The organism is Aphanothece sacrum FPU1 (assembly GCF_003864295.1).
GTDB lineage: Bacteria > Cyanobacteriota > Cyanobacteriia > Cyanobacteriales > Microcystaceae > Aphanothece_B > Aphanothece_B sacrum.
This window is the reverse complement of sequence record NZ_BDQK01000013.1, coordinates 446,686-472,663: the sequence shown is the minus strand read 5'-3', so window position 1 is coordinate 472,663 and position 25,978 is coordinate 446,686. Positions and strand designations below refer to the sequence as shown.

Sequence of the window (25,978 nt, the reverse complement as noted above, 5' to 3'; positions counted from 1 at the left end):
AACGGCTATCATTGGGCTAACTCAGATTGTTGGGTTTCGTTCCTCAACCCAACCTACACAAACTACTTATCTAAACATTTTTCCTTTTAGCTGAATGCCATCCCCCAAAAGAATGAATCCCATTTCATCTGCTATGGGGAGGTGATCATGTAAAAAATCTTGTTTCAATGGAAGTAATTAAAACATTTGTTGTGCAGGAGATTTAAAATGATTTATAGACCTCTAAAATTCATTGTTATTACCGCCACTATTTTGGTTTGGATACGATTGTTGATGGGGACGCTACAAGTCATTAACGACCCCAATCAAAGCTTTAGGGATAATCAAAAATTTGTTAGCCAAAATACACAAATTAAGTAGTATATTCGGCATTAATTTTGACGTAATCGTAACTTAAATCGCAACCCCAAGCAATACCCGTTCCCGAACCATTACCCAGACAAACTGATATTAATACTGTATCTTCTTTAAGATAAGTACCTGCTGCGGCTTGTTTAAGATAATTACTTGCCGCTTGTCGATCAAATGCCAAAGGTTGACCATTTTCCATCATCAGAAAATCCCCTAATTTAATCTGTAAATCTTCTTGATGGAAACTAACTCCAGCCCTTCCTGCTGCTGCTGCAATTCTACCCCAATTAGGATCACGTCCAAAAATCGCTGACTTGACTAAAGATGAACCTGCAATAGTTTTCGCTATGCGTCTGGCCCCTTCATCATCGGAGGCCCCAGAAACTTGCACTTCCACTAAACAGGTGGCCCCTTCTCCATCTCTGGCGATCGCTTTAGCCAAATGTTGACAAACCGCCGTCAACATTCCCTGTAACTTTTGGGCCTCTTTACTATTCATATCCGTAATAGCAGAAGTCCGAGATTGCCCATTAGCTAAAGCGATCAAACTGTCATTGGTACTAGTATCCCCATCTACCGTAATTTGATTAAAACTTTGATTAGCGGCCCGGGTTAACATTTCTTGCCATAAAGCAGTAGAAACCGCCGCGTCACAAGTCACAAAAGCCAGCATAGTCGCCATATTCGGATGAATCATCCCCGAACCCTTAGCAATACCTCCAACACGAACCGGACGGTCTTCGATCACGGTTTCTAAGGCGATAGATTTGGTGACTAAATCTGTTGTAGTAATAGCTTTTGCGGCTGCTTGTCCCCCCGTTTCAGAAAGGGTATTCACTAACTGAGGAATGGCCTTACGTAAGGCATCCATGCGAATACGTTGACCGATGACCCCCGTAGAAGCGAGTAAAATAGCATCAGAGTCAATATTTAAAGCTTCGGCTAACAGTTTGGCACTTTCTATGGCATCTTGTAATCCTAGTTCCCCTGTTGCTGCATTGGCCTGGCCCGCATTACAGAGAATAGCGCGGCTACTGGCTTTATCTTGAAGACGTTGACGACAATAATCAACGCAGGCGGCCCGTACTTGAGAAGTAGTAAAAACTCCAGCCGCGATCGCTTCGGTATCTGAGACGATTAAGGCTAGATCAGGGGCCCCTGACGGTTTGAGTCCGGCGGCCATTCCGGTTGCTAAAAATCCTTTAGGGGCTGTAATGCCGCCTTCTATCTCTTGCCAGTCTGTCATCCTTATTACCTGTTAAGCTAGTCCAAAAGCTGATTATATCAAGAGAATTTCCTGTTAGAAGTTAAATGAAGCTAAACAACTCCTCTACCCCAGAAAAAGGTTGGTCATTAGATGAACGTGACCCCCAGGTGATCGCGTCGTTGATGCCTTATTGGGAATGGCTATATCGTCACTATTTTCGCGTTAAAACGGACGGTTGGCATCACATCCCCTCCCAAGGGCCAATGTTGCTGGTGGGGTCTCATAATGGGGGCTTAGCCTCTCCTGATACGGCAATGATGATGTATGATTGGTTTCGTCGGTTTGGGACTCAACGCCTGACTTATGGTTTGATGCACCCCAATGCTTGGGCTGTTAATCCTAGTTTAGCTCGTTTGGCGGAGCAAACAGGGGCTGTTCGCGCCCATCCTAAAATGGCGATCGCGGCGTTAGAACGGGAGGCCAGTGTTTTAGTCTATCCTGGAGGGGCCCAAGATGTCTTTCGTCCCTATCATGATCGTCATAAAATTGAGTTAGCTGGACGTAAAGGCTTTATTAAGTTAGCTTTACGGCAAGAAGTTCCTATCATTCCCGCGATTTCAGTAGGATCTCACGAAACTTTATTTGTGATTGGTGATTGTTATGAACAAGCTAAACAATTAAATGAATGGGGAATAATGCCTTGGATACATAATGTTGATCCTCAAGTTTTTCCGATTTATTTAGGATTACCTTGGGGGTTGGCTTTTGGCCCTTTGCCCAATATTCCCTTACCTATTCCTATTTATACCCGCATTTGTCCTCCCATTGTGTTTGAAAGATATGGGAGGAAAGCTGCTAATGATCACGCTTATGTGAATGCTTGTTATAATTTAATTGTCACAAAAATGCAGCAAGAATTAGATCAATTGGTATCTGATGCGAAGGACAATAACCCTTTTTAGGGGTTAATTTTTAATGGCGAAATACACTCTGTAGGGACTAACGGCCGTTAGCCCCTACTTTTTACAATTGCTACAATTTAGCCAAGTTTCTTGAGTACAAACAGGGACATTACAGTCAAATTCACAGACTGACAAATTAGGGGGAACTTCTTGTGCAATCTGATTAACGATCCATTGAAGGGCTTGATTTAGCAAACTCTTTGTCATCATAGCCTTGTTCCTCTGTGTTTCTACTTAAGCCCAGTTTAGCCCTAAGTTCATCATTAATTCTTCCCCCATCAGAATCACCCTTTTGGGTGAATTATGAATTATGAATTATGAATTATGAATTATGAATTATAAATTATAAATTATGAATTATGAATTATGAATTATGAATTATGAATTATGAATTATAATGGTTCTATCGGACTTACTATGCTAAATTAATAATTAATAACAGACTCAAGTCTTATCCTATAAAGACTAAGTCCGCCTGCGCGGACAGCCATTCTAGGTTGCGTAGGCAACCTTTGTTTGTATAGCTTAACTCTTAAGAGTTAAGCTATATCATTTGTAATAATTTAGCATAACTTGTCCGGTAGAACCTTTATAATTCATAATTCATAATTCATAATTCATAATTCATAATTCATAATTCATAATTTATAATTCATAATTTATAACAACTTCATCACCTCATCACCACCTCTATCCACCATAAATATCGAGTTGAGAGATAGTTAATAACCGTTCAAGTTTCATTATTTTTTGTTTGCTGAGTCTGTGTTCAGTGAAATAATATTGAAAAGTGGAGAAATCTTCTTGTGAGTCAAAGGGGACATTTATCTTTATGTTAAGATTCATATATTTCTCATAACAATATCTACAATATTTTTCTAAACTTGTCTTTTCCATAGAAATAATAGCCGCATTAATGACTAATGAAAAACGTTCCCTATCCTCAGACTCTTTAGTTTCATTTAAGCGGAATAAATGATTAATATTATTTATCGGGTTAGATAATTGTAAAATTCTTTCTTGTAATTGATAAATCAGTTGATTAGATTCTTGATTATCGGGTCTTTCTAATTTTTCTTCTATCTCTAAGATTTGCTGCCATAAAAATCGATGATTAGATAAACTAAAAACGAGATCTTTTTCTTCTAAATGGTTCAAAATTTCTGAGCGATATTCAGGAAAATGTAGATAAATTCTTAACAAAGTTTCTTCTGCTTCTTTGAGTAAAGTATCTTCAACCTTATTCACGGAAAATTTTTTATTAACTAATTGAGGCTTTTTCAATTGTCTATATAGATTATCAACATAAAAAAGCATTGATCTATCCTTACTTTGACTCAGAATTTCTGCACAATAATTAATATAATAAGTTCTTTGATTACTATCAGATAAATGATTTAATAATTCTATCATTTGTTTAGTCACTTCCTGAAATTCATTAGCTTTTTTTAGATCTTTACCCACTAATAATTGTTGAATTTGCCAATCAAGCCATAAAGGCGCATTATCAATCAATTTTTGATAATTTGTCAGGGAATCAGAATGAGATGTAATAAATTCATCTGCATCTTTTCCATCAGGAAGATTCAGTATTTTTAATTGAACTTGTCCCGAATAAATTAAAGATTCAATCTCTTTAATTGCTCGTTGTGTTGCTTTAATTCCTGCCTTATCAGCATCAAAATTAAAAATAACTTGTTTAGACTCAGTATATCTTAATAGTTGTTTTAATTGGGTTTGACTAAAGGCAGTTCCTAAAGAAGCTACCGTATTCGTAATTCCTACTTCATGAAGCTTAATAACATCAAAATACCCTTCTACAACAACAACTTTATCTAAAGAACGAATTGTATTTTTTGCTATATCTAGACCAAATAAAATACTACCTTTATTAAATAACGGTGTTTCTGGTGAATTAAGATATTTAGGTTCTTCATTCTCTAATGTGCGACTACCAAAAGCAATAATTCGCCCTTGAATATCCCGAATAGGAATCATTAAACGATCTCGAAATTGATCATAATATCCACTGCCATTTTTACGGGGTTTAATTAACCCTGCTTCTTCAACTAAAGTCAGAGGATAACGTTTTTGTTCAACTAAATAATGATATAATGTCTCCCATCCAGACGGGGCATATCCTAATTCAAATTTTTGGATAGTTTCATCTTTTAATTGACGTTTATCTTTTAAATAATTAAGGGCTATTTCTCCTTGAGGTTGATAAAGTGCGTGCTGATAAAAGCTAGAAGTTAAAGAGATAATTTCATAGAGTTGTTCTTTTAAAGACAGTTGACGTTGTAATTCTTGACGTTCTTCTGGTTCGAGAGTTTTAATAGGAATTTGATATCGTTTTGCTAACTCAAAAATAACCTCAGTAAAAGATTGTTTTCCCAGTTCCATGAGAAATTTAATGGCAGTTCCCCCTTCCCCACAACCAAAACAGTGATAAAACTGTTTAGTAGGACTAACACTAAAACTAGGGGTTTTTTCATCATGAAACGGACATAAACCTACATAATCTTTACCTTGTTTTTTAAGCACTACATAATCTGAGATGACATCATAAATATCAACTCTTTGTTTGACTTCTTCTAGAGTATCAGGATGTAATCGAGGAACGTCCATTTGATAATTAACAATAGATAATAGATAGTTTATGGCTATGTTACCTAGTTATATTATAGAATATATTGAGAGAATAGAGGAAAGTTAAGATAATGAGTTTACTATTAACACAAAATCTGAATCAATTAGAAACGCTTCTTAATTTATCTGAATTACAAAACAATGAATCAGAAGAATTATTAATTATTAGTGGAGTGAGTTGGTCAATTTATGAACAATGGTTAAATATTATGGGAGATAAATCTCAATTTAGAGTTACATATCTAGAAGGAATGTTACAAATAATGTCACCGAGTCGCCGTCATGAATCTTATAAAAAATTACTCGGAATGTTATTAGAAGCTTATTTATTTGAAGCAGAGATTCGCTTTTATCCTTTGGGTTCAACTACTTTTCGATCTCAAGAAGCTAGTAAAAGTGTTTCCTCGGACAAGTTATGCTTTATTATTACAAATAAAGGACTTTAACTCGTTCTAGGAAACATCATTTAATTACTATTATTGACATTAATTTGTTTTTCAGCTTCTTGTACACGATCATCAAAATATGTACCCATTTTACGAAATTTAACTGGAGTTTTTGCTTCTCCACCTTTTAAACTCTTATACTCTTGTCGTTCATTTTTCATAAACTTAATAACAGTTGTCTGAATACTATTCCGAGTATTTGCACTAGCGGTACTTAAAGGTTGAGGAAGAAATTTATCTCCCAACAAAATAAATATTAACCCCAAAACTAAAGTAGAATTAAATATATAACTAAGTTTAATAACTATTTTCATGTTATTTCCTCAAAATCACTCAATTAATGGAACTTATACATTAGTTATAACTCCGTTTCTTTGAATTATGATGTGATATTGATCATAGAAATGGATAATAATACCTAACAAAAATACCCTTATAAGGGAAAAAATGTTTTTAACATCTTTCTTACCTGTAATAAGAAGATAAGATGTTGTAAATTAGAGCTTAATTGAGGTGGATAGGCACTTTCTGCTAATTTTTGCTCAATTTGGGCATATTCGGCCGCAGTTACGGGTGTTCCATTTAATGGCGATCGCCCCTCAGTAATAATTTCTGTCCGTAACACTTCTTCAGGAATTTCGTCTGGAGGGGGTAAAGCCACTGCTATCTCTAATCTTAACAGGGATGAGACTAAACTCATGCCTATGACCCCATAAAGTTGCTTTCTGTTGACTGCTAATCTCATTATCGCTCCAACCCCGGAGGTAAAGTTTCTCCACATATGTTATGAATTGTAACAATTCGCTCGAACAACCAGGGATAAGTTTGACGATAAAAAGGAATTAAAGCTAGAGGGCTAAGTAAAGCTGCTGCTGTGATATCAGCTACACTCAGGCGATCGCCAACTAAATAGGGTTGAGTCTTCCAACAAGATAACACATTCATAGCTGTTTCTAATCGTTGGGCAGCTAATTCTACAGACGCAGAAGTAATACCATATTGACGACGGACAACATTAATTACCAGTTGACTTGATAATGATGAATCAATAGATTTTCCTTCCCCTGCTCGATAATTATAATACACAAAACGGGTCGCTGTGCCAATACTTTCATCTAACCAATCTTCTAATAACCAAGCTTGGGTTTGTTGAGTGGTATCAGGTAATAATAAAGGAGGGTCACTTTGATAGGTTTCGAGATACTTAAAAATACGGGTTGAGTCTGCGACTGCTTCGGGTTCTCCTGCTTTTTGGGGTAATAAAACGGGGATGGTTGTTAACCCAGTAAGCGGTTTTAGTTTCAGAATATGTAATCCTGGGGTCAAGTTTTCGACTTGATAGGTAATCTTTTTGTATCCTAATGCTAATCTAGCTTTTCGACAATAATGAGAGGTACTAAATTGTAACAATAACATAATGTATTTTCAGATACTTGATTAGTTTTAACATAACTTTTGATAATTGGTAAAAGATATGGTAGGACGTTTTTCGCCCAAGGGTTGAGATTCATCCCAACTTACTAATTCCCATTCTGTATTGTCTAAGGGGTTATTTACTTCAGTTTCTGCCGCGATCGCTGGATTTATTTGACTTGTATATACCCCAGAAAATGAAGTCAAAATTAGGGAACACAAAATTGTAATTAGCGTCTGATTTTTAATCATTATAGTCATGGGTTAGCGTTAAAAATTGATGATAACAAAAATTGTTACTTAAGAGTAAAGATTTCCCAGTTTTGTTTTCCTTAATTGAGTTGGTAAATTATCCATTTATTGTCTTGGATAAAGATCTTTCCCTTGATATTTGGATGCCATTTTTTTTGAGTTAGGATATAATTAGCACCATAGCTTCTAGCCGCTTTTTCTAAATCGGAAGCACTACGATTTTGATAAAAGGAATCGACATTACGCCAAGATAAGGGAGGATTATTCGTTCCTAAAATTGCCTTAATACGAATAGCCCATTCTTGTAAACCTTGATCACTAAAAGGAAAATTTCTAAAGTCAACAACGACAGAACGTTGAGAATATAGGCGAAATTCCGCTTCGGATGGAGGAACTACAATTAAGGCATCTTGAGGGCTTAAATCCCGAAATTTCAAGGTAATTATTTCCAAGCTATTATTGGACGGAGGTTGTTCTGTAATTGCCAGGTTTTTGAGAAAAAGATTTGCTAAATTTGTTGGTAAAGCTTGAGCTAATCCTAACACAAAAAACACAATAGTTCCTAAAGATAATCCGTAAACTAAGACCTGGATTTTTTGACCATAACCTAGCCATTGTTCTAGAAAAAAGGGAATTAGAAAAATAAACAGTAAAAGAAACTTGAAAAATAAACGATTAATGATCTCAGTTAAAGAACTAGGTAGAGGGTATAAAACCAAAAAGAGAATTGCACCTACTCCAGTTATCCAAGCAGTTAATCTAGACTGAATAATTTGAGTATTATTAGTTAGTTTTAAAATAATGAAAACAAAGGCTAAGAGAAATAATAAGAATGATCCATTGTGAGTTGTTGCTGTGATAATTAAGAATAAAATTAACCCAATGTTCCTTTGTTGATAGTATTCTTGGGCTAATACACTAATAACAATTAACACCATTAGCATAGCGAAGGGAGTAGTTCTGGCTAATTGCATTTTAGCTACCAAAGCTAAGGGATATACTTCAACAAAAATATATCCTAAAAAAAGACAAAAAAATGCAGTTGAAATAACAATAATTATGCTTTTCTTATCGATTAACTCTAATTTATCTGAAATTAATGTCAACAAAATTCCCCCTAGCATAAAATTAATAAAAGTGCGCCAATTTTGAATAGGAAATACAGAAGGAATTATATGATGAGGAACACGAAGATAACCATAGAGATAGACAAATTCTTGATTGCTCATTTTTCCTGTATTAGTAGTTCCTGTTAATTGCATTGGTATATAGATCAAACCAAGAAAAATAGTAAAGATAATTACCGCAGAAATAAAAATACGAAATCGACGATTTTTGAGAGTATTAAGCAATAATAAAGGAGCTAACATAACTCCGCCAAGAAGACCTATTAAAATATGGATTAGGGCTGCTAAGCCAAAAAAGAAATAGCCAAGTATCCAGCGTTGACAAAAACTAAAATAAACGCCCCAAATAGCGAAACCCATTGCTAAAATTGCTGGAATGGGTTCTGTTCTAAAAAGAGAAACATAGCCCACCGTTCCCTCAATGGCCATTAATCCTAGAAAAGCCAGAATTCCAGCAGATAATTGAGAATTACCAAAGTGTTTACCCAAGGCATATAATCCTAAGATAAAAGAGGAAAAAGACATAATGTAGTAAACAAAATGACTCCAGGAAAAATTAAGACCTAAATTAACCAGAAAAGCGATGAGATTTTGATAATAGTACCTTGGGGTAAAGAGAAGATTCTCTTGGACTGTAAAATCCTTAATATAGAGGTTGGGATTAACTTTTGCCATGATTGGCGGGATTTCCAGAATCATTTGAGAGGAAAGATAATTATATCCGTAGATCATTAAGGCACTAATGATAATAAAGCTGTAAAGAGCTAAATTAAATTGCCAAGTTGGTTTAGCAAAATTTTGCTTATTATTATTTTCCATTTTTGAATCCCTAGTAATTATATAAAAATCTATTATAGATCTAGTTTTTTTTTTTTGCAATAGGGATTACGTAATTTCTGCGACATAACGAATTCAATTTATTAAATGTTTATCATTTAATAAATCTATAATTAAACAACCATCCTCAATAAACTAATTAATTTAAGTCAAGAAAAATGTTGAAATCCTTGAAATAAATTCAAATCTCTTTGTCCATTTTCTTTGATTAAAATTACTTGAGGTTCCTCTATAATCTTACCAATAATCGCCGCCCCTTCCTCTAAATTTTTGAGTAATTCGAGGGCCAAATTTTCTGGTAAACACAGAACTAATTCAAAATCTTCTCCCCCATATAAAACCCAGTCTAAGGCTTGTTCTGGAGATACCCATTGTGATAGAATCGGAGAAATAGGAAGCCGCGATCGCTCAATTTTTGCTCCCACCCCACTCATGCGACAAAGTTGAATCACAGCATCTGCTAACCCATCACTACTATCCATCCCCCCTATCTGAGTCGTTCCCATCTTATCCCACAGATAAGGAAGGACATCTAAACGAGGATTAGGACGTTGATGAGCTAAAATTAAGCATTCCTGCTCTGATGGTGTTAGATTATGCCCCAATTTGGGATTTAACAATAATTCTAGACCAGCCCGTGACATTCCATGATATCCTGTAATTAGAATAACTTGCCCAGGCTGAGCAGCACAACGACGAATGACTCGGCTAGGTTCTACTTGGCCAAATGCGGTAATACTAATAGTAGTGACGGAAGAACTACAAATATCTCCACCAACAATAGGGGTATTGTATCTTTGTAGACATTCGGCTAAGCCCTGATAAAGCTGTTCAACCCAATGGACGGACATATCTCCAGGTAAACATAATCCTACCGTAATACCGATAGGAGTGGCTCCCATAGCGGCTAAATCTGATAAATTAGCGGTAGCTGCCCGCCATCCGACTGTATCAGGAGGAGTTGTGCGATCGCTAAAATGGACATTATCGACTAAAACATCTGTAGTGATGACTAATTGTTGTTGAGGATTAATCGATAAAACCGCTCCATCATCTCCTATAATATCACTTGGACAGAAAGATTGAAGCTTTTTTAATAATCCTTGTTCCCCAATATCTTTAATTTTCACTTAATTATCTTTATGAATTATGAATTATGAATTCTAAAAAGTCATCAAGTCCTGTAGAATCGAAAAACAGCTTCTTAAAATATAGCGATCGCAATTGAAATTCCCTGTTGAATTCGTTGTAGAGATTCAGGCAAAATTGCGCCATAGGGACCCTGTTCGAGATAAACTTTGCGAATTGCTGAGATATTGTCACACAAGGCGAGAGAGTCTGTTAAGAGTCCACCTTCTCCCTGTTTTATCAAAATATGGGTTGGGGTTTCTCCACTGGTTAAATCGCTGGTAACGGGAACAACCAAAACACTACTAGAAAGCTGATTTCTGACATTGATAGAAACGACAACGGCGGGACGTTTTTTGGTATCTCCTATGGTTTTAAGGGCGCGAATTAAATAAATCTCTCCTTGGCGGGGATAATTGTCATCTTCCATGTTAGACTCCTTCAGAGTCTAGGATTTCTTCCATTTGGGTTTGAGCGAATTCTCCCCAGTCTTGGTCAAATTGCCGTTCAGTTGGTTTTTGGGCTTGGTAGAAGGCGCGTAACTGGTTTTCTATCTGCTGTCGGTGCCATAGTCGCAATCCTTCTTCGACAGCAGCAGAACGATTGTGTGTCAGTTGGTCAATATCTTGAAGCAATTTAGAATCGACGGTAATAGAGATCCTTTGTTTGCTGCTTGATTGAGTCATGAGTCAAAAAATTATGAATTATGAATTACCAATTTATTTAAGAGAGGGTTTAACGGTGTTTATTGGTCTTAATTTATGGTAAAGTAGCAAAAGACATCTCAACTATTATAGTTGATTATTGATGTTATGAAGCATTTTTCTGTCTTATTATTTGTCGTTAATAGCGTACAGTTCTTACCCAACTACCAAATATTAAACTCTCCTGACCAGTTTCAAAACCATTGGCATTTCTAGGAACGGTCTAAAGTATGGCAGCAATTCTTGACAGAAGTGACATTGATTATCTATAATTATAGATTGTGTGAACTTTAGCTCTTTTACAAAACTCTTGGCTAACGTAATCGTCATCGGCGCACAGTGGGGCGACGAAGGAAAAGGGAAAATTACAGACTTATTGAGCCGTTCAGCCGATGTGGTGGTACGTCCCCAAGGGGGGGTTAATGCGGGCCACACCATTGTAGTGCAGGGGCAAACCTTTAAGCTACATTTAATTCCTTCAGGCATCCTCTATCCTGACACGGAATGTATCATCGGTTCAGGGACGGTAATCGATCCCAAAATTCTACTAGAAGAAGTGGCTCAACTCAAGGCATTAGGGATATCAATAGACAACCTGTTTATTTCCCAGACGGCCCATGTAACGATGCCTTATCATCGTTTGTTGGATAAAGCTTCAGAAGAAAGACGGGGAAAACAGAAGATTGGGACAACGGGACGAGGTATTGGCCCGACTTACGCCGATAAATCAGAACGAACAGGGATTCGAGTGGTCGATTTAATGAATCCTGATGACTTATCAGAGAAACTAGAGTGGACGATCAACTATAAAAATGTCATTTTAGACAAACTGTATAACTTAGAACCCCTTGACCCCCAAGAGGTGATCAGGGAATATCTAGAGTATGCGGAACAGTTGCGACCTCATGTGGTGGATAGTTCTCTCAAGATCTATGATGCCATCCTCAAACGTAAAAATATCCTGTTTGAAGGGGCCCAAGGCACACTCTTAGACCTAGATCACGGAACCTATCCCTATGTTACCTCCTCTAATCCTATTGCGGGAGGAGCTTGTGTTGGGTCAGGTATTGGCCCTACGGTTATTGATCGGGTCATTGGGGTGGCGAAAGCTTATACAACTCGTGTAGGAGAAGGCCCCTTTCCCACGGAATTACATGAAGAAATTGGACAGTTATTAGGCGATCGCGGGGCAGAATTTGGTACTACTACAGGCCGTCGTCGTCGTTGCGGTTGGTTTGATGGGGTCATTGGCCGTTATGCGGTACGAGTCAACGGGTTAGACTGTTTAGCTATTACTAAACTGGATGTCCTCGATGAATTAGCAGAAATTAAAGTCTGTGTGGCCTACGAATTAGATGGTGAAGTCTGTCATCATTTTCCCAGTAATTCCAGTGATTTTGCCCGTTGTACCCCAATTTATGAAACTTTGCCAGGGTGGCAACAATCAACCGAAGATTGTCGAAATCTAGAAGACCTACCCAAAGCTGCTTTGAACTATCTCAAGTTCTTAGCGGAACTAATGGAAGTTTCTATTGCGATCATTTCTTTGGGGGCCAGTCGAGATCAAACAATTATTGTTGAAGATCCCATTCATGGGCCAAAACGAGCATTATTAAATGTTAACGGAGACCCCGTTAAGTTTGTTAACCACGAATCCTAACTTTTTCATCCATTATCGAGGAAAAATCTATGTCTGTTACTATTGAATGTCAAAAAAGACCTGAACACAGTAAACCGAATGCCCTGCGTCGAGATGGACGAATTCCGGCTACTTTGTACGGACATAATGGCACGGAATCTATTTCTTTAACGGTAAATCATAAAGAAGCTCTTCTGCTTTTAAGAGATGTTAAAGCCAATAAAACTGTGATAGAAGTGACTATTCCTGAGCTTTCTTGGACTGGGAATGCTTTAATTAGAGAAATACAAGCTCATCCTTGGAAAAGAAATCTGTTACATCTGAGTTTCTTTTATGTAACTGATAATGAAAGTGTAGCTTCAGAGGCTTAAATTCAGTTATCTTACTGCGATCAGCGATCAGTCTTCAGCCATAAGACAAATATAGGGGTCAACGGCCGTTGACCCCTATATTCTTAAAAGCAGTAGACAAATCTTTTAACTAGACCAAATTGGCATTATTCTTCAATGATGACATCTCCATTCCAGATTTGCTCTTGAAGGTTTCTAAATAATTCAGCTTCTTCTGGTGTTACCTTCTTATCAGAATAAATTGCTGCTTTTATGCTGTCACTTTCGAGAGGAGATAATCTCTTATCGGCTAAAGCACGTTCAATCATTGTTTTAATTTGTTCAAGTTCCATATTTCAACCTCTCAACGTCTTTTTTTAGTTTAAAGTAATTTTATATTAAGGTAACTATTTTACTTTAATCATTGCAACATATTTACCTTCCTTGCGTCTTTCAACTCAATATAGTCCCCATCACAAGGATGATAATAAATTGAAAGCGTTTATAACAACATTGGCGATCTCAACTATATGGGCTGTGAACATCATCCCTACTTTAGCAGCAACTCGCTCTAATTTCTATTTTCCTAATCAAGATTTTTGTGCCACTTATAAAGGAAGTGTAGAGAGTGAAAAGAGATTTGCTCTTTTAATTCAAAACGAAAATCAATTAACCATTCAAGCTAATAAAAACTTAACCGTTGCAGTCACTCACCAGGGCAAATTAGTAACCCCTTATCAAATTAATTCCTTAAGTGATAGAATAAGATCAGAAATTTTTTACCGAACTACCATGCTTGGTGAACATATTATTTCTGTAAAAGGAACAACATCAGACGCAAAAATTACTCTTTGTCTTCGCTAAAATCTTAATAAAATTTGCTTGCGTAAGTATTAAAGAATCAACTTTTTTAAGATAGCCTTTCTATGGTTTACGGGACTTGTTAGGAGTCATGGCGATCGCTGATTTTTAAGAGATAACTATAGCACTAGAGTTTCGTTTATGTTAATATGAAAGCAAGCCGTTTAAATGCTTAATAATTAGTCCTATGGTTTCTCAACTAGAAAGCCTTAATAAACCCGAAATTATTTATCCTGAAAGAGATGGTAATCCTATGTCGGATAATACGGTTCAGTTTCGTTGGATTACAACCATTAAAGCTAATTTAGATTGGTTATTTGCCAAGGATGAACAGGTATTTGTAGCAGGAGATTTACTATGGTATCCTACAGAAAATAATAACAAAAAAAGACAAGCCCCTGATATAATGGTAGTGTTTGGTCGTCCTAAAGGTGACAGAGGCTCTTATCAACAATGGAAGGAAGATAATATTGCACCTCAAGTAGTGTTTGAAATACTTTCTCCAGGAAATACTCAAACAGAAATGAATAGAAAACTGCTATTTTATGAGCATCATGGCGTGGAAGAATATTATATTTATGACCCAGATAAAAATGATTTTAGCGGTTTATTAAGAAATGCTCAAACCTTAGAAGTGATTGAAAAAATTGATCATTGGGTTAGTCCCCGTTTAGGTATAAGGTTTCAATTAGCAGAACCTGAATTAATTATTTCTTATCCTGATGGACAACCCTTTTCGAGTTATACGGAGGAACGTCAACGGGCTGAGAATGAACGTCAACGGGCTGAGAAACTAGCAAAAAAATTAAAGGAATTAGGCATTAATCCAGAGTAAATTTGATAGGATTTAACAGTGTTAAACCCCTACAAAAACCCTGTAGGGGCATAATACTATTATGCCCACAAATCTCAAGAATTTAACAGTGTTAAACCCCTACAAAACCCAGTAGGGGCATAATAGTATTATGCCCACAAACTAACAGGAATTAATCCCGCTTAACTCTAAGCCGCTTTATCTTTCTTTTGAGCTAATTTACGCTTGAAAGCAGTACCAAAACTGATAGCAGCACCTGCACCTAAGATGGTTAGGGGTTCAGGCACAGACTGTGTTACAGAATCTACGGTGATGCTGAAGTCGTAGGTTCGGGTAAATGTTCCTGATGCACCTCCGCTTATGGGCGTACCCACTAACGGTGAATTAGCACCCGAATAACGAATGAAGGCACTGCCATTATTGTAGTTGTATCCTACGGGCATTCTAAATTCACCATTTTGTGCATCCCAATAAAGACCGGCAAACTCAGTGCTATTGGCCGCTAGTGAAAAAGTATTGCTGCCACCGAATGACACACGGCCAAAGCTGGTAGGTCCAGAGAAGACGAGGGTATTGCCGGCGATAGCCGTAAAATTCCCACTTCCTCCAGTTAAGAGAATGGGCGTGATACTGCCTTGAACCCCTGCAGACAATGTGGGGTAATGGCGATCGCTTAGTTTTGGGAGTGTTACTATAGCGCAATAGTTAGAAATATGGGATCTCCTTAATTTCGTTTATGTTAAAATTAAAACAAGCCGTTTAAATGCTTAATAATTAATTCTATGGTTTCTCAACTAGAAAGCCTTAATAAACCAGAAATTATTTATCCTGAAAGAGATGGTAATCCTATGTCGGATAATACGGTTCAGTTTCGTTGGATTACAACAATTAAAGCTAATTTAGATTGGTTATTTGCCAAGGATGAACAGGTATTTGTAGCAGGAGATTTACTATGGTATCCTACAGAAAATAATAACAAAAAAAGACAAGCCCCTGATATAATGGTAGTGTTTGGTCGTCCTAAAGGTGACAGAGGCTCTTATCAACAATGGAAGGAAGATAATATTGCACCTCAAGTAGTGTTTGAAATACTTTCTCCAGGAAATACTCAAACAGAAATGAATAGAAAACTGCTATTTTATGAGCATCATGGCGTGGAAGAATATTATATTTATGACCCAGATAAAAATGATTTTAGCGGTTTATTAAGAAATGCTCAAACCTTAGAAGTGATTGAAAAAATTGATCATTGGGTTAGTCCCCGTTTAGGTATAAGGTTTCAATTAGCAGAACCTGAATTAATTATTTCTTATCCTGATGGACAACCCTTTTCGAGTTATACGGAGGAACGTCAACGGGCTGAGAATGAACGTCAACGGGCTGAGAATGAACGTCAACGGGCGGAAAATGAACGTCAACGGGCTGAGAAACTAGCAACAAAATTAAAGGAGTTAGGCATTAATCTAGAGGATATTTGATTAGCTAATTCTACAAAAACTGGTTCTACCGGACAAGATAGACTTCAACTCGTTCATAGTTAAGCTATACAAACAAAGGTTGCCTACGCAACCTATAATGCCTGTCCGCGCTCGTCGGACTTCGTTTTTATAGGAATATACTGTTTCTTTAGTGTCAAGCTTCTTAAACTCTAAACTTGGATGTGTCGGGTTTTGTTTCCAAAGTTTATAGTTTTTTCGTGCGGTTTGTTTAACTATTTCAGGCAACGCAACGCAAAACATTTTACGAAGTCATCTGTTAATTCTGACTTCATATTTGAGAGTCTTACTATAGCGCAATAGTTACTGATGTGATCCCATTGCTATACTGGGGATGACATTCATAGATATTTATGATTAAATATCTATGAATGGTCATCCCCCGAAGAAGAACATCCCTTGTTCAAATTTGCTGGTATTCTCAGCAATTCAGAAGCAGAAGCCTTAAAAAATACCATTGCCGAGGAATTTAACCAAGTTAATCAAAATGAATGGTAATATTGCTTTTGATTATGTAGAAGATTTGCAGATAGAGCGTTGGTAACTGCTTTCCTTGAGTTAAGATATTTTTTATAATAAATCTTAATCCTTAATCTGCCACTCTGTCACATTCATGAATAGTACATTCCTCAACTACCTAAAAAGTCCCAAACGTCCTGTACTCGTTTTTGACGGTGCAACCGGAACCTCTCTACAAACCCAAAATTTGACCGCAGAAGACTTTGGGGGGCCAGAATATGAAGGATGCAATGAATATCTAGTGCATACCAAACCAGAAGCAGTTGAAAAGGTGCATAGAGGCTTTTTAGAAGTGGGTGCAGATGTCATCGAAACAGACACCTTTGGAGGGACTTCTATAGTCCTGGCAGAATATGATTTAGCAGATCAAGCTTATTATCTCAATAAGCGGGCCACCGAACTTGCTAAACGAATGGCGGATGAGTATTCTACCCCAGAAAAACCCCGTTTTGTGGCGGGTTCTATAGGACCAGGAACTAAATTACCTACATTAGGACATATTGATTTTGATGCCTTAAAAAATGCCTACGTTGAACAAGTAGAAGGGTTATATGATGGTGGGGCAGATTTATTAATCATTGAAACTTGTCAGGATGTATTACAAATTAAAGCAGCTTTAAACGCAGTTGAAGAAGTTTTTGAGAAAAAAGATGAGCGTTTACCTATTATGGTCTCTATTACCATGGAAACAATGGGAACCATGTTAGTCGGGACAGAAATTAGTGCTGCAGTTGCTATTTTAGAACCTTATAATATTGATATTTTGGGGTTAAATTGTGCCACTGGCCCCGAACAAATGAAGGAATATATCAAATATTTATCAGAACATTCTCCTTTTATTGTTTCTTGTATTCCCAATGCGGGACTGCCAGAAAATGTTGGGGGACAAGCGTTTTATCGCTTAAATCCTATAGAATTAAAAATGGCATTAATGCACTTTATTGAAGATTTAGGAGTGCAAATTATTGGCGGATGTTGTGGCACTCGTCCTGATCATATTAAAGCCTTAGCAGAACTTTCTCAAGAGTTAAAACCCAAAGAACGTCATCCTATATATGAACCTTCTGCTGCTTCAATTTATAGCACGCAACCCTATATTCAAGATAATTCATTCTTAATTGTAGGGGAAAGATTAAACGCTAGTGGGTCTAAAAAATGTCGAGACTTACTCAATGCTGAAAACTGGGATAGTTTAGTCTCTTTAGCTAAATCTCAAGTGAAAGAAGGGGCCCACGTTTTAGATGTTAACGTTGATTATGTGGGACGGGATGGGGTGCGAGATATGCACGAATTAGTCTCTCGTCTAGTTAATAATATCAATTTACCGTTGATGCTTGATTCAACTGAATGGCAGAAAATGGAAGCAGGGTTAAAGGTTGCGGGGGGTAAATGTATCCTCAATTCTACTAATTATGAAGATGGGGAGGAACGCTTTTTAAAAGTATTAGAAATAGCTAAGAAATATGGGGCCGGTGTAGTGGTAGGAACCATTGATGAGGAAGGAATGGGACGTACTGCTGATAAGAAATTTGAGATAGCAAAACGGGCCTATTATGCAGCTATAGAATACGGACTTGCTGCTTATGAAATCTTTTTTGATACCTTAGCGTTACCGATTTCTACAGGGATAGAAGAAGACCGAGAAAATGGCAAAGCTACTATTGAATCTATCCGTCGTATTCGGCAAGAATTACCAGATTGTCATATTTTATTAGGAGTTTCTAATATTTCCTTTGGTTTAAATCCGGCAGCACGACAAGTGCTTAATTCTGTGTTTTTATATGAAGCAATGCAAGTCGGTTTAGATGGTGCTATTGTAAGTGCCAGCAAGATTTTACCTTTAGCTAAAATTGAACCAGAATATCAAAAAATCTGTCGAGATTTAATCTATGATTTACGAGAATTTGACGGAGATATTTGTATTTATGATCCTTTAACTAAATTAACAGAATTATTTGCTGGTAAAACCACTAAAAAAGATGCCGCAACAACGGCTAATTTACCCATAGAAGAACGTCTCAAACAACATATTATTGATGGGGAACGGTTAGGGTTAGAAGACGCATTAACACAAGCTTTAAAACAATATCCACCTCTTGATATTATTAACATCTTTTTATTAGATGGAATGAGGGTAGTGGGAGAGTTATTTGGTTCGGGACAAATGCAGTTACCTTTCGTGTTACAATCTGCTCAAACTATGAAAGCTGCGGTTGCTTATTTAGAACCTTTGATGGATAAAGCAGATAGTGATGGCAGTGGAAAAGGGACTTTTATTATTGCGACAGTTAAAGGGGATGTACATGATATTGGCAAAAATTTAGTTGATATTATTCTCTCTAATAATGGCTACAAAGTAGTTAATTTAGGTATTAAACAGCCTGTAGAAAACATTATTCAAGCTTACGAAGAACATAAAGCAGATTGTATCGCCATGAGTGGTTTATTGGTGAAATCAACTGCTTTTATGAAAGATAATTTAGCGGTATTTAATGAGCGAGGAATCACTGTTCCTGTTATTTTAGGAGGGGCAGCATTAACTCCTAAATTTGTTCATGAAGACTGTCAAAATACTTATCAAGGAAAAGTCGTTTATGGTAAAGATGCTTTTTCTGATTTACACTTTATGGACAAATTAATGCCCGCAAAATCCGCTAAAAATTGGGATGATTTACAAGGATTTTTAGGCAAATTTGAAACTAATAATAGTTTATTCCAAGAAGAAAGGGCAGAAAAAGCAGCCGCAAAAGCTGCTCAAGAAAACGGTAAATCTGAAACCTTAGAAACCCCTAAAGTGATCGATACAAAAAGGTCTGAAGCTGTAGAATTAATTGAACCTGCAACTCCTCCTTTCTGGGGAACTCAATTATTAAAACCAGAGGAATTTAATTTAAGTGAACTTTTCTGGTATTTAGATTTACAAGCATTAGTAGCAGGTCAATGGCAATTTCGGAAACCTAAAGAACAATCACGGGAAGAATACGAACAATTTTTAGCTGAAAAAGTTTATCCTATTTTAGAGGAATGGAAACAAAAAGTTATCACAGATAATCTCTTGCATCCTACGGTTATTTATGGTTACTTTCCTTGTCAATCTGAAGGCAATAATTTGTTAATTTATGACCCCGAAATTATCCAAAATTCTGATAATAAAATACCCGAAAATTTAGACCCTATTTGGATATTAGAATTCCCCCGTCAAAAATCAGGTCGTCGTTTATGTATTGCTGACTTTTTTGCCCCCAAAGAATCAGGTTTAACTGATGTATTTCCGATGCAAGCGGTAACAGTAGGGGAAATTGCCACAGAATACGCACAAAAACTCTTTGCGGCTAATGATTACACCAATTATCTTTATTTTCATGGCATGGCAGTTCAAACCGCCGAAGCATTAGCAGAATGGACACACGCCAAAATTCGCCGAGAATTAGGATTTGGGGACAAAGAACCGGATAATATTCGAGAAATGTTACAACAGCATTATCAAGGTTCCCGTTACAGCTTCGGATACCCTGCTTGTCCTAATATTCAAGACCAATATAAACAATTGGAATTATTAGGCTGCGATCGCATTAATATGTATATGGATGAGAGTGAACAAATCTATCCTGAACAGTCTACTACTGCGATTATTACTTATCATCCTGTGGCTAAATATTTTAGTGCTTAGTGTCTAAGTAGGATTAAAGCTAAAATTCTAGTATTACTTAATTATCGGTTTGTTAAGATTGATAATTAAGTGGTGCTATAAATGATTAAATATTCTAGATTAGAGTGTAAAGGCTGTAGTAAAGCGAGATCATTGATTTTGTCAAAATGCTATTATTTTGTTCACTTATTTTGAATCAATATCAAGGTGGTTAAATACTCAGATAATGAAATTGATGACTTAATCAATGAAACTAAAAAATTATCTTTAGATTGGAAGTCTAAAATTAAGCTAAATCTTAGTCAAAAAGGAGCATCTAGAGAAGGAGGATTTGAGATTGTGGGTGAGAATCAAAATAGATTTAGAGTTATTTTACGTCAAAGTCGATTTAATGATTTAGACTTTTCAATTATTCTGGGTGTTTATCCTCAAGGTTCTAATAAACCATTTAGATTAAAACGTTATGACGGGAAATCTCATGAACATACGAATACTATTGAAAGAGAGACGTTTTATGACTTTCATATTCATACAGCAACAGAAAGATATCAAGTCTATGGTAATGGAGAAGAAGACAAGTATGCTCAACCAACCGATAGATTTATTGATTTTAGTGAAGCTTTAAAATGTATGTTAGCAGATTGTGGATTTATTAAGCCAGATAACTCTCAAATGGAGATACAGTTGTTTAGTTAAACGAAAGCGATGATTACAGACACCATTACTCAACAATTTAAAAAACAAGTATGTGATGAAATCCGTCTTTTAGAAGAGGGAAAAAATCGTTTTCGACTATTTACTCCTTTTCGTTTTGATGATGGTGATCATTTAAGTATTGTTCTTAAAAAAGAAAATAATCAATGGATAATTTCTGATGAAGGTCATACTTTTATGCACTTGAGTTATTGGATTGATTCCTCTGACTTGACAAGTGGAACACGCAAAGAATTAATTGATTATGCTTTAAATGAATTTCAAATTCAAGATAGATATGGAGAATTATTCGTTACTATCTACAATAGTGATGAATGTGGAAGTACTTTCTATGGATTTATTCAAGCTTTATTAAAAATATGTGATGTTAATTATTTATCACGAGAAAGAATAAAATCAACTTTTTATGAAGACTTCAAAAAGTTAATTCAACAAAATTTTTCTAAAGAAAGATACACTTTTGATTGGTTTGATCAAGAACGTGACTCAGAGGGAGTTTATGAAGTTGATTGTCGCATAAATAATTTAGAAAGACCACTATATATTTATGCGATTTCTAATGATAATCAAGTTAAGGATACAACTATTTCATTATTTCAATTTGAAAAGTGGAGTCATCAATTTCAACCTGTTACTATTTTTGAAGATGAAAAATTACTTAGTAAAAAAGGCTTAAAAAAGCTTGCAAAAGTTTGTGATCAGCAATTTCCTAGCTTAGTTAATCATGAACAAGAAATTATTCATTACTTAAAGGAAAATGAAAAGCTCAAAAATGGTAGATGAATATAAAATATAAAAAAACACGAACAATATGATATTCGACAAAAAGACTCACCCATTGGTATTGAAACAATTTTATATGAATAAATTATATTTATATCAGGATCAAACAGTTGATGCTATTTTTGCAAGAGCTAATCAAAATTGCAAAGAATAATGATATAATTCGACTTCCTTTCGATAATCTTTCATCATCTTGGGATAAAATGTATAATAAGTTACAATACTTAAGATGGTGGGTTACGACGCGCCTTAAAAGTTATGGGTTTTTCATCAAAATCATAGCCGCGTCTAACCCACCCTACGAATTATAAGCTTTACTTATCACCACAGGTACGGGAGAGCCATCTTTTAGGCTAAGGGCTTGACAAATCCTAAATAAGTAAGGCATAATAATAAATGCGCATAACGGGGATATAACTCAGTTGGTAGAGTGTCACAATGGCATTGTGAAAGTCAGCGGTTCGAGTCCGCTTATCTCCATAAGTTATCTGAGTTGTTTTAGATATCGCTCAATTAATAATATAGCCACAATGTCATCAACAGGACGGGGGGGAACCCTCATACCTGGTGGAACCAGACGAGCGAATCCCTTGGGAGGATACATTTCCCAATAGCGATCGCGGGCTTCTAGTGTACTATTACGCTCATCTATCATAATAACACAAATCCCGGAAGATAACTCAGCGTCTAACTGTTTTTTCCACTGTTTAGATGTAGTCTGGTTTCCCATCACCAAAAGTTCAATCTTAAACTGTTGACAAAGATCATTAATAGTCGTCATTGCTACCTCAGAATTAATAACTTGATGATAAAGTAATTGGTTATTTTTATTGATAACAGCAATACCACATTTATCTCGTCCTGGGTCAAATCCTAATAACATAAATCACCTATAAATAATAATTTAAGTTCCAAAAATAATTTCTCCATTCTTAATACCAATTAAGCGAACTTTTAAGGGGCCAATGGTATAAGTATCATCAAGAGAAATGACTCTAATTTCATCTAAACCATTTTCTGCTTTACTAATTTGTTCAATAAAATTTAGCATAGTTTTCAATCGTCCATCCCCCACTTGAATATTACCAACAACTCCAGCACTACGGGAGCGAAACTGAGTAGCAGCAAGGAGAATATCAAGTCTTTTTTGAATATTTTCTTCCGTTAAATCCAATGATTCCATAGAGACAGTCGCAATAGTTTCATCAGCGTTAAAAATCTTTTGATTAGGGACAACATCTGCAAAAACTCGAACTTCTTTTTCTCCTTTTACATAATTCCCTGCCGAAATTATTCTGACCACATATTCTTTACCATCTTTGAGTTGTTCATTTAACTGATCAACTTGAGATTTAGTAATTTTAACCACCCGATCATTAGGATCAACTTTTTCAGTTCCTACTGATTCAATTGCTGTGCGATTAGCCTGTCTAAGTAGTTCATCAATAGCTTGAATAGCGGCATTAGGATCAACAATGCGAACTCCTCCTATAGATAACACTTGACCTTTAACAAGGGCAATTTGTCGCTCTCGTAAGTCTTGATAATTCTGATAGTATTGTTCTAAAATATCTACTTGTCGTTGCAAATAAATCAATTCTCTTTCGGATTTTTTTAATTGAGATTCTCTATTTTTTACCGCTAAATCTTTTAGGTTAATTGCTTGGTCAAGTTGAACAATTTGCACATCTCTATTATCAATTTCTGTTTGTAATTTACTTTGTTGTTGTTGTAAATTTTGCAAGCGACTTTCAAGCTGTTTCAAACGGCTTTGTCGTTCTTGTAAAACACGATTTTGAGCAGAAATTTTTGTCTTACCTCTTTTAACTTCTGTATCCCGATTACGAATTTCTGATTGTAGTTGGCTAATTTGTTGATCAAGTTGAGTTTTATTGCGAACCAGTTCTTCTCTTTCTTTGAGTAATGTTTGAATATCCTCTCGTAGTTTTTTCCCTTGACTAACAACCGTTTTCAGTTGTTGTTGAGCTTTGGTAAAATTCTGATTAATAGATTCTAATTGTTTTTGAACTGTTTTTTGTTCCGTCTTAGCCGTATATAACTGTTTCTCAATATCTTGTTTATCATTAGCAACCCTTTCTAAATCTCCCTTAGCTGTTCGTAATTGTTTTTGAATTTCATCAAGTTGAAATAACCCTTCTCGTAACGATTTACTCAAGGTAAAAAGAATAATTAGGGTAGAAGCAGAAATTAGGGTTCCCGTCATCACTGTCACTAAAATTGCAGTTTGCTTAGGACGCAAGTTGCCGATACGCATTCTAGCTTTACCGACTTTAGTTCCTAAGCGATCGCCTAATGCTGCAATTAAGCCACCCAAGATTAAAATTGCTGCAATTAAAATATAAGCACTGGTCATGGGTGATTAGTGGTGAACACAGAATATTAAGTAAACTGTTGACTAAGAGCGACAGGGTTATGAACTGTAATCTTTTTCTTATGAATAGAAATCATTTCTTGTTCACGCAAATCCCCCAATAAACGGGTCACGGTCACACGGGTAGAACCAATTGCTTCAGCGATCGCCTGATGAGACAATTTTAAATCAATACGGATACCATCAGTGGTGGGTACGCCAAAATCTCGACATAAAATTAAGAGAAAACTGACCAAACGGGAACCCATATCACGATGGGCCAGGGTTTCAATCATCATTTCTGTTTGTAGAATGCGAGATGATAACCCCTGAAGCATTAAAATTGACAAATCGGGATTATTTTTTAAGGCCAGTTCCACTTGCTCAATAGGAGCAGAAAGTAATTCTACTGGGGTAAAAGCCACCGCATGATAAAAGCGATCAGAACGTTGGCCAGTAATCAGGGATAAAACACCAAATACACTATTTTCCCTCAATAAAGCCACCGTTATTTCTTCTCCTGCTTCATAAACACGAGAAAGCTTGACCGCACCTTTAAGTAAAAAATAGACTCTCTCGGCCGGATCACCCGGAAAAAAGATTGTCTTACCCCGTTCAAACGCTTCGACAACAGGAGGATACGGGCCGCCTCCAATTCGACGAAAGACGGCTGCTAGGGGTTTATCTTGTGGCAGAGATAGTTCCATTAGACTTCACTTAAAGTTAACAGGAGAATGAACCATTGTAACAGCATGAATAACTTAATCGTCAACTATAGACACATCACTTTAGCGTATCTTCAGAGGTTTGTGCTACGTTTTGCTTGACAATGTTTCTATGAGGATAACAAGTACCCTGTTCTGTCAATGATTATAACCATCCATATTTAGAACGGGGTAACTTAATTGACTCAAAATTGTACAATTGCTGAATAAACTATGTTAGATTTAACGGGAAAAAACGCTCTAGTAACAGGAATTGCTAATAATCGCTCGATTGCTTGGGGAATTGCCCAACAACTTCATAAAGCGGGTGCAAACCTCGGTGTTACCTATTTACCGGATGAAAAGGGCCGTTTTGAGAAAAAAGTCCGAGAAGTTGTAGAACCTCTGAATCCTTCTATTTTCGTGCCTTGTAATGTACAAGATGAGGCCCAGATGGAAGAAACATTTAAAGTAGTAGAGGAAACTTGGGGTAAACTCGATATTCTCATCCATTGTCTAGCTTTTGCGGATAAGGAAGGCTTAAGCGGTGATTTTTCGGGAATTTCCAGAGAATCGTTTACTCAGTCCTTAGAAATTAGTACTTTTTCTTTAGGAAATATGGCTAAGTATGCTAAACCTTTAATGAGTGAAGGAGGCAGTATTGTTACTCTTACTTATGTGGGGGGAGTGAAGGTAATTCCTAATTATAATTTAATGGGAGTTGCTAAGGCCGGATTAGAAATGACAGTACGTTATTTAGCGGCTGAATTAGGCCCCCAAAATATTCGAGTTAATGCTATTTCTGCTGGGCCAATTCGCACTTTAGCGGCTTCGGCAGTGGGGGGTATTCTTGATATGATTCATCATGTAGAAGCGGTTGCCCCATTAAGGCGTACAGTGACTCAATTAGAAGTAGGAAATACTGCTACATTTTTATCTAGTGACCTCGCTAGTGGCATCACCGGACAAGTGATTTATGTGGATGCGGGTTACGAAATTATGGGTATGTAAAAATTAAGAATG

The 25,978-nt window shown here is 36.4% G+C and carries 27 protein-coding genes, 1 tRNA gene and 1 pseudogene; 13 read left to right on the top strand and 16 right to left on the bottom strand.

The features are described from left to right. Positions 1–207 precede the first annotated feature (207 nt). On the top strand, positions 208–360 hold the full coding sequence (locus AsFPU1_RS22675) for a hypothetical protein (RefSeq protein ID WP_172957513.1): 153 nt from the start codon (positions 208–210) through the stop codon (positions 358–360). On the opposite strand, the gene argJ is transcribed toward AsFPU1_RS22675, so the two are convergent. Then, positions 353–1,597 carry a bifunctional ornithine acetyltransferase/N-acetylglutamate synthase gene (gene argJ / locus AsFPU1_RS12835; protein WP_124975344.1) on the bottom strand — a complete coding sequence of 415 codons (1,245 nt, stop codon included), beginning with the start codon at positions 1,595–1,597 and terminating at the stop codon, positions 353–355. The genes AsFPU1_RS22675 and argJ overlap by 8 nt on opposite strands. Positions 1,598–1,662: 65 nt before the next feature. On the opposite strand from argJ, the gene AsFPU1_RS12830 reads away from it, so the two are divergent. Further along, a complete protein-coding gene (locus tag AsFPU1_RS12830) occupies positions 1,663–2,520 on the top strand; it encodes a lysophospholipid acyltransferase family protein (protein WP_124975342.1) in 858 nt (285 codons plus the stop codon). Positions 2,521–2,574: 54 nt separating this feature from the next. On the opposite strand, the gene AsFPU1_RS22670 is transcribed toward AsFPU1_RS12830, so the two are convergent. Both AsFPU1_RS22670 and dnaG read right to left on the bottom strand, forming a co-directional pair. After that, positions 2,575–2,730, bottom strand: coding sequence for a hypothetical protein (locus AsFPU1_RS22670; RefSeq protein WP_172957512.1), 156 nt, complete (start codon positions 2,728–2,730; stop codon positions 2,575–2,577). A gap of 480 nt (positions 2,731–3,210) precedes the next feature. Continuing rightward, positions 3,211–5,148: a DNA primase gene (dnaG, locus tag AsFPU1_RS12825; protein WP_124975340.1), complete on the bottom strand. Its 1,938-nt coding sequence runs from the start codon at positions 5,146–5,148 to the stop codon at positions 3,211–3,213. 92 nt (positions 5,149–5,240) lie between these two features. On the opposite strand from dnaG, the gene AsFPU1_RS12820 reads away from it, so the two are divergent. After that, positions 5,241–5,615, top strand: coding sequence for a PDDEXK family nuclease (locus tag AsFPU1_RS12820; RefSeq protein ID WP_124975338.1), 375 nt, complete (start codon positions 5,241–5,243; stop codon positions 5,613–5,615). A gap of 20 nt (positions 5,616–5,635) precedes the next feature. Here the strand turns inward: AsFPU1_RS12820 and AsFPU1_RS12815 are convergent, their stop codons facing one another. From AsFPU1_RS12815 to AsFPU1_RS12780, 8 genes are all read right to left on the bottom strand, one after another. Then, the gene (locus tag AsFPU1_RS12815) at positions 5,636–5,929 is read right to left on the bottom strand and encodes a hypothetical protein (protein ID WP_124975336.1); all 294 of its coding nucleotides are present in this window, start codon (positions 5,927–5,929) and stop codon (positions 5,636–5,638) included. Between the two features lie 119 nt (positions 5,930–6,048). After that, the gene (locus tag AsFPU1_RS12810; protein WP_124975334.1) at positions 6,049–6,360 is read right to left on the bottom strand and encodes a hypothetical protein; all 312 of its coding nucleotides are present in this window, start codon (positions 6,358–6,360) and stop codon (positions 6,049–6,051) included. Beyond that, the gene (locus AsFPU1_RS12805) at positions 6,360–7,031 is read right to left on the bottom strand and encodes a glutathione S-transferase family protein (protein WP_124975332.1); all 672 of its coding nucleotides are present in this window, start codon (positions 7,029–7,031) and stop codon (positions 6,360–6,362) included. The genes AsFPU1_RS12810 and AsFPU1_RS12805 overlap by 1 nt, the downstream gene beginning before the upstream one ends. 27 nt (positions 7,032–7,058) lie before the next feature. Then, positions 7,059–7,289 (bottom strand): META domain-containing protein, encoded by a 231-nt coding sequence (locus AsFPU1_RS22665; protein WP_124975330.1) that lies wholly within the window; start codon positions 7,287–7,289, stop codon positions 7,059–7,061. Positions 7,290–7,360: 71 nt separating this feature from the next. Next, positions 7,361–9,226, bottom strand: a complete 1,866-nt coding sequence (locus AsFPU1_RS12795; protein WP_124975328.1) for a DUF6798 domain-containing protein — start codon at positions 9,224–9,226, stop codon at positions 7,361–7,363. Between the two features lie 167 nt (positions 9,227–9,393). Next, complete coding sequence (gene thiL, locus AsFPU1_RS12790; protein WP_124975325.1) at positions 9,394–10,374, bottom strand: thiamine-phosphate kinase; 981 nt, start codon at positions 10,372–10,374, stop codon at positions 9,394–9,396. A gap of 74 nt (positions 10,375–10,448) precedes the next feature. Then, a complete protein-coding gene (locus AsFPU1_RS12785; RefSeq protein ID WP_124975323.1) occupies positions 10,449–10,802 on the bottom strand; it encodes a type II toxin-antitoxin system PemK/MazF family toxin in 354 nt (117 codons plus the stop codon). Position 10,803: 1 nt separating this feature from the next. Continuing rightward, positions 10,804–11,058, bottom strand: a complete 255-nt coding sequence (locus AsFPU1_RS12780) for a ribbon-helix-helix domain-containing protein (RefSeq protein ID WP_124975321.1) — start codon at positions 11,056–11,058, stop codon at positions 10,804–10,806. 328 nt (positions 11,059–11,386) lie between these two features. Between AsFPU1_RS12780 and AsFPU1_RS12775 the strand changes: the two genes are divergently transcribed. Both AsFPU1_RS12775 and rplY read left to right on the top strand, forming a co-directional pair. Further along, positions 11,387–12,736, top strand: coding sequence for an adenylosuccinate synthase (locus AsFPU1_RS12775; RefSeq protein WP_124975319.1), 1,350 nt, complete (start codon positions 11,387–11,389; stop codon positions 12,734–12,736). A gap of 29 nt (positions 12,737–12,765) precedes the next feature. Next, positions 12,766–13,056: pseudogene (rplY, locus tag AsFPU1_RS12770) on the top strand (50S ribosomal protein L25); the annotation flags it as partial. 155 nt (positions 13,057–13,211) lie between these two features. On the opposite strand, the gene AsFPU1_RS12765 reads toward rplY, so the two are convergent. Further along, positions 13,212–13,397: a hypothetical protein gene (locus tag AsFPU1_RS12765; RefSeq protein WP_124975315.1), complete on the bottom strand. Its 186-nt coding sequence runs from the start codon at positions 13,395–13,397 to the stop codon at positions 13,212–13,214. A gap of 139 nt (positions 13,398–13,536) precedes the next feature. Between AsFPU1_RS12765 and AsFPU1_RS12760 the strand changes: the two genes are divergently transcribed. Further along, positions 13,537–13,908, top strand: a complete 372-nt coding sequence (locus AsFPU1_RS12760) for a hypothetical protein (RefSeq protein ID WP_124975313.1) — start codon at positions 13,537–13,539, stop codon at positions 13,906–13,908. A 184-nt stretch (positions 13,909–14,092) separates the two neighbouring features. Beyond that, positions 14,093–14,740: a Uma2 family endonuclease gene (locus AsFPU1_RS12755; RefSeq protein ID WP_124975311.1), complete on the top strand. Its 648-nt coding sequence runs from the start codon at positions 14,093–14,095 to the stop codon at positions 14,738–14,740. A gap of 167 nt (positions 14,741–14,907) precedes the next feature. On the opposite strand, the gene AsFPU1_RS23565 is transcribed toward AsFPU1_RS12755, so the two are convergent. Further along, a complete protein-coding gene (locus AsFPU1_RS23565; RefSeq protein ID WP_438357516.1) occupies positions 14,908–15,372 on the bottom strand; it encodes a PEP-CTERM sorting domain-containing protein in 465 nt (154 codons plus the stop codon). A 129-nt stretch (positions 15,373–15,501) separates the two neighbouring features. Between AsFPU1_RS23565 and AsFPU1_RS12745 the strand changes: the two genes are divergently transcribed. The 5 genes from AsFPU1_RS12745 to AsFPU1_RS12725 all read left to right on the top strand — a co-directional run bounded on the left by AsFPU1_RS12745 (position 15,502) and on the right by AsFPU1_RS12725 (position 22,360). Beyond that, a complete protein-coding gene (locus AsFPU1_RS12745) occupies positions 15,502–16,197 on the top strand; it encodes a Uma2 family endonuclease (RefSeq protein WP_124975309.1) in 696 nt (231 codons plus the stop codon). A 631-nt stretch (positions 16,198–16,828) separates the two neighbouring features. Then, a complete protein-coding gene (metH, locus tag AsFPU1_RS12740; RefSeq protein WP_124975307.1) occupies positions 16,829–20,404 on the top strand; it encodes a methionine synthase in 3,576 nt (1,191 codons plus the stop codon). Between the two features lie 186 nt (positions 20,405–20,590). Next, positions 20,591–21,079 carry a hypothetical protein gene (locus AsFPU1_RS12735; RefSeq protein WP_124975305.1) on the top strand — a complete coding sequence of 163 codons (489 nt, stop codon included), beginning with the start codon at positions 20,591–20,593 and terminating at the stop codon, positions 21,077–21,079. A 9-nt stretch (positions 21,080–21,088) separates the two neighbouring features. Beyond that, a complete protein-coding gene (locus AsFPU1_RS12730; protein ID WP_124975303.1) occupies positions 21,089–21,880 on the top strand; it encodes a DUF1828 domain-containing protein in 792 nt (263 codons plus the stop codon). A gap of 407 nt (positions 21,881–22,287) precedes the next feature. Next, positions 22,288–22,360: transfer RNA gene (locus AsFPU1_RS12725), tRNA-Ala, on the top strand. Between the two features lie 4 nt (positions 22,361–22,364). Here AsFPU1_RS12725 and AsFPU1_RS12720 read toward each other — a convergent pair. From AsFPU1_RS12720 to ntcA, 3 genes are read right to left on the bottom strand one after another with little or no spacing between them, the layout of a single operon-like run. Further along, positions 22,365–22,763 (bottom strand): pre-16S rRNA-processing nuclease YqgF, encoded by a 399-nt coding sequence (locus tag AsFPU1_RS12720; RefSeq protein ID WP_124975301.1) that lies wholly within the window; start codon positions 22,761–22,763, stop codon positions 22,365–22,367. A 21-nt stretch (positions 22,764–22,784) separates the two neighbouring features. After that, positions 22,785–24,254, bottom strand: a complete 1,470-nt coding sequence (locus AsFPU1_RS12715) for a DUF3084 family protein (RefSeq protein WP_124975299.1) — start codon at positions 24,252–24,254, stop codon at positions 22,785–22,787. A 26-nt stretch (positions 24,255–24,280) separates the two neighbouring features. After that, positions 24,281–24,958: a global nitrogen regulator NtcA gene (ntcA, locus tag AsFPU1_RS12710; protein ID WP_124975297.1), complete on the bottom strand. Its 678-nt coding sequence runs from the start codon at positions 24,956–24,958 to the stop codon at positions 24,281–24,283. A 231-nt stretch (positions 24,959–25,189) separates the two neighbouring features. Here ntcA and fabI point away from each other — a divergent pair, with 231 nt between their 5' ends. Continuing rightward, a complete protein-coding gene (gene fabI / locus AsFPU1_RS12705; protein WP_124975295.1) occupies positions 25,190–25,966 on the top strand; it encodes an enoyl-ACP reductase FabI in 777 nt (258 codons plus the stop codon). Positions 25,967–25,978: the final 12 nt, after the last annotated feature.

Bases quoted from the DNA above. Each gene is read 5' to 3' on its own strand.
- AsFPU1_RS12780 (WP_124975321.1), bottom strand. From the start codon at position 11,058: ATGACTCAATCAAGCAGCAAACAAAGGATCTCTATTACCGTCGATTCT.
- AsFPU1_RS12720 (WP_124975301.1), bottom strand. From the start codon at position 22,763: ATGTTATTAGGATTTGACCCAGGACGAGATAAATGTGGTATTGCTGTT.
- AsFPU1_RS22675 (WP_172957513.1), top strand. From the start codon at position 208: ATGATTTATAGACCTCTAAAATTCATTGTTATTACCGCCACTATTTTG.
- AsFPU1_RS12785 (WP_124975323.1), bottom strand. From the start codon at position 10,802: ATGGAAGATGACAATTATCCCCGCCAAGGAGAGATTTATTTAATTCGC.
- AsFPU1_RS12805 (WP_124975332.1), bottom strand. From the start codon at position 7,031: ATGTTATTGTTACAATTTAGTACCTCTCATTATTGTCGAAAAGCTAGA.
- dnaG (WP_124975340.1), bottom strand. From the start codon at position 5,148: ATGGACGTTCCTCGATTACATCCTGATACTCTAGAAGAAGTCAAACAA.
- AsFPU1_RS12830 (WP_124975342.1), top strand. From the start codon at position 1,663: ATGAAGCTAAACAACTCCTCTACCCCAGAAAAAGGTTGGTCATTAGAT.
- AsFPU1_RS12730 (WP_124975303.1), top strand. From the start codon at position 21,089: ATGATTACAGACACCATTACTCAACAATTTAAAAAACAAGTATGTGAT.
- AsFPU1_RS12745 (WP_124975309.1), top strand. From the start codon at position 15,502: ATGGTTTCTCAACTAGAAAGCCTTAATAAACCAGAAATTATTTATCCT.
- AsFPU1_RS22670 (WP_172957512.1), bottom strand. From the start codon at position 2,730: ATGATGACAAAGAGTTTGCTAAATCAAGCCCTTCAATGGATCGTTAAT.
- ntcA (WP_124975297.1), bottom strand. From the start codon at position 24,958: ATGGAACTATCTCTGCCACAAGATAAACCCCTAGCAGCCGTCTTTCGT.
- AsFPU1_RS12820 (WP_124975338.1), top strand. From the start codon at position 5,241: ATGAGTTTACTATTAACACAAAATCTGAATCAATTAGAAACGCTTCTT.
- argJ (WP_124975344.1), bottom strand. From the start codon at position 1,597: ATGACAGACTGGCAAGAGATAGAAGGCGGCATTACAGCCCCTAAAGGA.
- AsFPU1_RS12795 (WP_124975328.1), bottom strand. From the start codon at position 9,226: ATGGAAAATAATAATAAGCAAAATTTTGCTAAACCAACTTGGCAATTT.
- AsFPU1_RS12715 (WP_124975299.1), bottom strand. From the start codon at position 24,254: ATGACCAGTGCTTATATTTTAATTGCAGCAATTTTAATCTTGGGTGGC.
- AsFPU1_RS22665 (WP_124975330.1), bottom strand. From the start codon at position 7,289: ATGACTATAATGATTAAAAATCAGACGCTAATTACAATTTTGTGTTCC.
- fabI (WP_124975295.1), top strand. From the start codon at position 25,190: ATGTTAGATTTAACGGGAAAAAACGCTCTAGTAACAGGAATTGCTAAT.
- AsFPU1_RS12755 (WP_124975311.1), top strand. From the start codon at position 14,093: ATGGTTTCTCAACTAGAAAGCCTTAATAAACCCGAAATTATTTATCCT.
- metH (WP_124975307.1), top strand. From the start codon at position 16,829: ATGAATAGTACATTCCTCAACTACCTAAAAAGTCCCAAACGTCCTGTA.
- AsFPU1_RS12765 (WP_124975315.1), bottom strand. From the start codon at position 13,397: ATGGAACTTGAACAAATTAAAACAATGATTGAACGTGCTTTAGCCGAT.
- AsFPU1_RS12815 (WP_124975336.1), bottom strand. From the start codon at position 5,929: ATGAAAATAGTTATTAAACTTAGTTATATATTTAATTCTACTTTAGTT.
- AsFPU1_RS12810 (WP_124975334.1), bottom strand. From the start codon at position 6,360: ATGAGATTAGCAGTCAACAGAAAGCAACTTTATGGGGTCATAGGCATG.